The sequence below is a fragment of the Streptomyces apricus genome (assembly GCF_008369065.1).
GTDB classification, from domain to species: Bacteria; Actinomycetota; Actinomycetes; order Streptomycetales; family Streptomycetaceae; genus Streptomyces; species Streptomyces apricus.
On the sequence record NZ_VDFC01000047.1, the window covers coordinates 518,301 to 524,649 of the forward strand.

Here is a 6,349-nt window from a genome sequence, read left to right on the forward strand (position 1 = left end):
TCCCGGAGCCCTCGGTGCCCGGTCGCGTCATGGTCGTAGGAGCAGGCCGGCGGGAGGAGGGGTGGTGTGGCGAGCGGGAACGGTGGGACGCGCGGGCCCGGGACGGGTGCCACCGCGACCGGCGCCGGGCGGGCCCGGCGGCGTCGGCGGTGGATGCGAGGGGCCGGCGTCGGGGCCGGAGTCGTGGTCGTGGCCGCCGCCGGGGCCGGCTGGGCGGTGTACGAGAAGCTGGACGCCAACATCACCTCGGACGACGGCACGGCCGCCGAGCTCGCCCGCTACGAGAGGGAGCGGCCCACCGCGCTGGTGCGCGACGCGCAGAACATCCTGCTGATCGGGTCGGACTCGCGGTCCGGGGACGGCAACCGCAAGTACGGCAGGGACTCCGGCACCGAGCGCTCCGACACCACGATCCTGCTGCACCTCGCGGCGGACCGGCGCAGCGCCACCGCCGTCTCGCTCCCCCGCGACCTGATGGTGCAGATACCCGGCTGCCGGGCGGCGGACGGCGACCGCACCCGGCCGGTGTTCTCGATGTTCAACTACGCCTTCCAGCGGGGCGGGCCCGCCTGCACGATCCGTACCGTCGAGAAGATGACCGGGGTCCGCGTGGACCACCACATGGTGGTGGACTTCCACGGGTTCAAGGACATGGTCGAGGCGGTCGACGGGGTGGAGGTGTGCCTGAAGGAGCCGATCGACGACCCCGCCGCCAAGCTGCGGCTGCCCGCCGGCAAGGTGCGGCTCGACGGCGAGCAGGCCCTCGGCTACGTCCGCGCCCGCAAGACGATCGGCGACGGCAGCGACACCGACCGGATGGACCGCCAGCAGCGTTTCCTGGGCGCGCTCGTCAACAAGGTGCGCAGCAACGACGTCCTGCTGAATCCGGCGAAGCTCTATCCGGTACTGGACGCGGCGACGTCCGCGCTCACCACCGATCCCGGACTGGCCAATCTGCGGGGACTTTACGACCTGGTGCGCGGTATGCGCGACATCCCCGTGGAACGGGTGCAATTCCTCACCGTGCCGCGGGAGTCGTACGTGCACGACGCCAATCGCGACCAGCTCGTGGAACCCGAGGCGGAGAAACTTTTCCAGCGGCTGCGCAAGGACGCGCCGCTGGAGGTGGCGGAGAAAGTCCCCGAGGAGGACTCCGGGGAACTCCCGGGGGATTCCGGCGGGGAACGGCACGGCACCGAACCCGCCGGGAACGAGGAGGAGTACGCCGGTTCGTACGACTTCGAGCGCTATCGGCCGGAAGAGAGTCCGGCGCCCACGTTCCGGGGGAACACGGCCGCCGAGGACGTGTGCGGTTGACGCCCCGGCGGGCCTTCCGGGTAAAGGCCGGACCAAGAGAGGGAACGTACGTTCAAGGAATTGGGTGGATTGCCCGCTTGTAGGGACGTGCAATTTGTCACCGTCGTCGCTTGACGCCGAAGTGGGCGGCTAGTGTGAGCGATCCGGTGTGTCCGGCCGCGGGGTGTGTTCCCCGGGGACCGCGCACCGGGGACCGACTGACCGAGCGTCTTTTGAGGGGGAAAGACGCCGCGTGGCCCCGACGGAGGACTCAAGCAACCGTGGACGCGCAAGGCCGTGGGCGGGCGGACGACATCGACCCCGCAGACCAGTGGGTACTCAACCCGAACACCGGCGACTACGAATTGCGACTGCAGGCTTCCGCACCGCAATCAGCCGTCCCGGGCCCCCGCTCCCGAGGGGCGGCGGGTGCCGCCGCGCCGCCGCGCGGGCGCACCGCTCCCGGACGGGAACGCGAGGGGTCGCCCGGACGGACGCCGGAACCGGCCGTCCCGGGACCGCGCAGGCGGCGCGCACCCCAGGAACCCCCGCCGGGCCGCCGCAAGGGCCGGCCCAAGAAGTCGCGGGGCAAGAAGGTGCTGATCTGGACGGGCGGCACGCTCGCCTTCCTCCTGGTCGGGACTAGTAGTGCCGGTTACCTCTATTGGAAGCATCTAAACGGCAACATCACCTCCGTCTCCGACGACGGCGCGGGCACCGGCGGCTTCAGCAAGGACCGGGCCATCAACGTCCTGCTGGTGGGCACGGACAAGCGCACCGGTGACGGGAACGACGGCTACGGCGACTCGGACAGTCCGGGGCACGCGGACACCACGGTGCTGCTGCACGTCTCCAAGGACCGTACGAACGCCACCGCGATGAGCATTCCGCGCGACCTGATCACCGACATCCCGGACTGCCCGACGGAGCAGGAGGACGGCTCCACCAAGGTCATCCCGGGGACGCCGAACACGCGCTTCAACGAGAGCCTGGGCCAGGAGGGCCGCACGCCGAGCTGCACGATGCGGACCGTCACGGCGCTCACCGGCATCAAGATGGACCACTTCATGATCGCCGACTTCAACGCGGTCAAGACGCTGACCTCGGCGGTCGACGGGGTGGACGTCTGCCTGGCCAAGGACATCGACGACAAGGACTCCAAGCTCAAGCTCTCCAAGGGCGAGCACACCATCGAGGGCGAGGAGGCGCTCGCCTTCGTCCGCACCCGGCACTCGGTGGGCTTCGGCGGCGACCTCAGCCGCATCCAGATCCAGCAGCAGTTCCTCAGCTCCCTGATGCGCAAGCTGAAGTCGAACGACACCCTCACCAGCCCGACCAAGCTCCTGAAGCTGGCGGAGGCGGGCACCGAGGCGCTGACCGTCGACTCGAAGATCAGCAGCATCACCAAGCTCCGCGACCTCGGCATGGAGCTGGGCAAGTTCCCCACCAAGAACCTGTCCTTCACCACCGTGCCGGTGGCCGACAACCCCACCGAGAAGGTCAAGGCCACGGTGGTCCTCCAGGAGGCCAAGGCCAAGGAGATGTTCGCCCTGATCAAGGACGACGTCTCGCTCACCGCGGTCAAGCAGGAGAAGAAGAAGGAGAAGGCCGCCGAGGCCGCCCGGCTCAAGGGCAGCAAGGCCGACCCCGCCGAGGTCCGCGTCCGGGTCCTCAACGGCGGCGCGGTCGCCGGTTCCGCGCAGGAGATGCTCAACTGGCTGCAGCTCGAAGAGGGCGTCACGAAGTCCGAGAACGCGGGCAACGCCGGTGCGACGCTGAAGAAGACGACGGTCGAGTACGCTCCCGACCAGGCCGATCAGGCGCGCAGGCTCGCCGATCTCATGGGTCTGTCCGGGTCGGCCATGAAACCGGGCAAGAGCGTGACCAACTCCCAGGGTCTGCCTGCGATCACGCTGACCCTCGGTGAGGACTTCAAGGGGGCCGGGGTCTCTCTGACCACTCCGTCGACGGCGCCGGGGGACGTCGAGAAGTCCACGGCGGACAAGGTCGAGTGCGCCAAGTGACCTAACAGGTCCGTCCTACGTCTATCAGGACGTAGGACGGACCTGTGTCAGGCGCAGGGTGGGGAGGCAGGGGACATGACGCGGAGCAGTGTGCGTGGGGGTTCACGCCGGCGGAGCGCGTCCGGCGGGAGCGACGAGGGCGGGGACGGCGGCAGACGGGGCGGACGGCGGGGCGGCAGACCCCGGCGCATACTGCGCTGGTTCGCGATGGTCCTCGCGGTACTGATACTCGGGACGGCCGCCGCCGGATACCTGTACTACCGCCACCTCAACGGCAACATCGTCAAGGGCAAGCGCAACAGCGGCGAGTCCGGCGTCGAGAAGGCCGAGCCGAACGCGGACGGCCAGACGCCGCTCAACATCCTGCTGCTCGGCTCGGACAGCCGCAATTCCAAGGAGAACGTGAAGCTCGGCGGCAGCAAGGACCAGGTGGGCGCCAAGCCCCTGGCCGACGTGCAGATGCTGGTGCACGTCTCCGCGGACCGCAAGAGCGCCGCCGTCGTGAGCATCCCGCGCGACACCCGGGTGAAGATCCCCGAGTGCGAGGACCCGGACACCGGCGAGACGTACCCCGAGACGGTCAACATCATCAACTCGTCGCTGCAGCGCGGCGGCGCCGGCTGCACGCTGGCCACCTGGCAGAACCTCACCGGCGTCTACATCGACCACTGGATGATGGTGGACTTCGGCGGCGTGGTGAAGATGGCGGACGCCATCGGCGGCGTCGAGGTGTGCGTCCGGGACAACGTGTGGGACCGCCCGCTGCCGGGGGTGCCCGGCGGCTCCGGCCTGAAGATGAAGGCCGGCACCAAGAAGGTGAAGGGGAAGCAGGCCCTGCAGTGGCTGCGCACCCGGCACGCCTTCGAGAGCGACCTGGGCCGGGCCAAGGCCCAGCACATGTACATGAACTCGATGATCCGCACGCTGAAGGGCCAGAACGTCTTCACCGACAGCGGACGGCTGACGAGCCTGGCGGAGGCGGCCACCGAGTCCCTGGAGGTCTCCGAGGAGATCGGTACGGTCAAGAAGCTGTACGACCTGGCGATGAAGCTCAAGACCGTGCCCACGGACCGGTTCACGATGACGACCATGCCCACGGTGCCGGACCCGCTCGACGCCAACCACCTGGTCCCCAAGCCCACGGACGCCGACAAGGTCTGGTCGATGATCCGCAACGACGTGGCCTTCGACAAGGGCGGCAAGAAGGGCAAGGGCGCCGCGGCGTCCGCGCGCCCGAAGGAGACCGGTCCGCCCGCGGCGCCCGCCGGGGGCCTGGCGGTCACGGTGGTCAACGGCACGGCGGGCGAGGACAGTACGCAGGCGCCGGTCGGCAGCCGCGCCGCGGCGATCGCGGGCGCCCTGCAGAACGCGGGGTTCACGCAGGCCACCGCGAGCGCGCAGCCCGGTCCCAGCTCGCGCACGCAGGTGACGTACCCGAAGAGCTCTGGGGCGCAGGGCCGGGCGAACGCCCTGTCCGTGGCCAAGGCCGTCGGGGTGCCGAGCGGTCAGGTGCGGGCCGTCGCGGACGTGGTCACCACCACGCTGACCATCGGCAGCGACTGGCGGGAGGGCACCTCCTACCCGAAGCAGTCCACTCCGGACGCCGGTGACCTGCCCGGGAGCGCGGACGCCCTGAACGGCTCGGAGAAGGGCTGCATGCCCGTGTACGCGCCGTACCGGTACTAGGGCCGTTGATCGGCCGAAGGGCCGCAACCGCCGCTGTGACAGCGGCGGTTGCGGCCCTTCGGCGTATGAGGGGGGAGGGCGGTCAGCTCTCGGTCAGGACCGCCGGGCGGCGGGAGGCGATGACCTTCTTCGCCAGTGCCTTCGGGCTGGTCAGGAAGCCCCAGCCCCAGCACATGTGCATGGTCGCCAGGGCCACCGGGATCTGCAGCCGCGCCTTCAGGGGCAGGCCCTTGCCCGCGGGCAGCGAGCCGGCGGTTATGGCGAGGAGGTAGCCGGCGGGGACCACGAAGCCCCACGGGGTCACGGCCGCACCCACCACCAGGCCCAGGGCGATCGCGCAGACCGCCGTCGGGGGCGCCAGGTAGCGCAGGTTGATGGAGCCCTCGTGGTAGCGCGCGACGACGTGGCGCCAACGGCCGTAGTCCTTGTACTGCTTGGCCAGGGCCCGGACCGAGGGGCGCGGCCGGTAGGAGACCCGCAGCTCGGGCGAGAACCAGATGAGGCCGCCCGCCTCCCTGATCCGGAAGTTCAGCTCCCAGTCCTGGGCACGGATGAACTCCTCGTTGTAGCCGCCCTGTTGCTCCAGCGCCTCGCGCCGGAAGACACCCAGGTACACCGTCTCCGCCGGGGCCGCCTGCCCGCCGGTGTGGAAGGCGGCGTTGCCCACGCCGATCTTCGAGGTCATGGCGGCGGCGACCGCGTGCTCCCAGTCGTTCTCGCCCTCGGCGTGCATGATGCCGCCGACGTTCTGCGCGCCGGTCTCCTCCAGGAGGCGCACGGCGGTCGCGATGTAGTTCGGCGAGAGCATGCCGTGCCCGTCGACGCGCACGACGACCGGGTGACGGGACGCCTTGATGGCGGCGTTCAGGGCGGCGGGGGTGCGGCCGGTCGGGTTCGGGACCGTGTGCACACGGGGGTCCTCGGCGACGAGTTCGGCCGCGATCTCGTCCGTACGGTCCGTCGAGGGACCGATGGCGATCACGACCTCCATCTCGCCCGCGTACTCCTGGGCGAGGATCGCTTGGACGGCTCCGCGCAGATGCCGTTCCTCGTTGAGGACGGGCATGATCACGGACACGGCGGGAAGCTGCACGGCGGGCTTGGCGTTCATCGCGGGTTACGTTACCGCGAACGGGGGACACGGAGGCGCGCCGCCCTCGCCCTGCGCCGGTCGGCAGATCGTATGGGCCTACGGTGCTCACGGACCCCCACACCCGGCCGACCGGCGCAGGGCGAGGGCGGCGCGCCTCCGTGTCCCCCGTTCGCGGTAACGCAACCCGCGATGCACGCCAAGCCCGCCGTGCAGCTTCCCGCCGTGTCCGTGATCATGCCCGTCCTCAACG

General features: G+C 70.2%; 4 protein-coding genes. 3 read left to right on the forward strand and 1 reads right to left on the reverse strand.

The features are described 5' to 3' along the window. Positions 1 to 153 precede the first annotated feature (153 nt). The 3 genes from FGF04_RS28735 to FGF04_RS28745 all read left to right on the forward strand — a co-directional run bounded on the left by FGF04_RS28735 (position 154) and on the right by FGF04_RS28745 (position 5,006). Positions 154 to 1,317 carry an LCP family protein gene (locus FGF04_RS28735; RefSeq protein WP_149514216.1) on the forward strand — a complete coding sequence of 388 codons (1,164 nt, stop codon included), beginning with the start codon at positions 154 to 156 and terminating at the stop codon, positions 1,315 to 1,317. A 260-nt stretch (positions 1,318 to 1,577) separates the two neighbouring features. Continuing rightward, entirely contained in the window at positions 1,578 to 3,320 is a 1,743-nt protein-coding gene (locus tag FGF04_RS28740; protein ID WP_149514217.1) for an LCP family protein, read from the forward strand. A gap of 75 nt (positions 3,321 to 3,395) precedes the next feature. Further along, positions 3,396 to 5,006 carry an LCP family protein gene (locus tag FGF04_RS28745; RefSeq protein ID WP_149514218.1) on the forward strand — a complete coding sequence of 537 codons (1,611 nt, stop codon included), beginning with the start codon at positions 3,396 to 3,398 and terminating at the stop codon, positions 5,004 to 5,006. Positions 5,007 to 5,088: 82 nt separating this feature from the next. Here the strand turns inward: FGF04_RS28745 and FGF04_RS28750 are convergent, their stop codons facing one another. Beyond that, a complete protein-coding gene (locus FGF04_RS28750; protein WP_149514219.1) occupies positions 5,089 to 6,117 on the reverse strand; it encodes a glycosyltransferase family 2 protein in 1,029 nt (342 codons plus the stop codon). Positions 6,118 to 6,349: the final 232 nt, after the last annotated feature.

Coding starts and splice junctions, on each gene's coding strand:
- FGF04_RS28745 (WP_149514218.1), top strand. CDS start 3,396: ATGACGCGGAGCAGTGTGCGTGGGGGTTCACGCCGGCGGAGCGCGTCC.
- FGF04_RS28750 (WP_149514219.1), bottom strand. CDS start 6,117: ATGAACGCCAAGCCCGCCGTGCAGCTTCCCGCCGTGTCCGTGATCATG.
- FGF04_RS28735 (WP_149514216.1), top strand. CDS start 154: ATGCGAGGGGCCGGCGTCGGGGCCGGAGTCGTGGTCGTGGCCGCCGCC.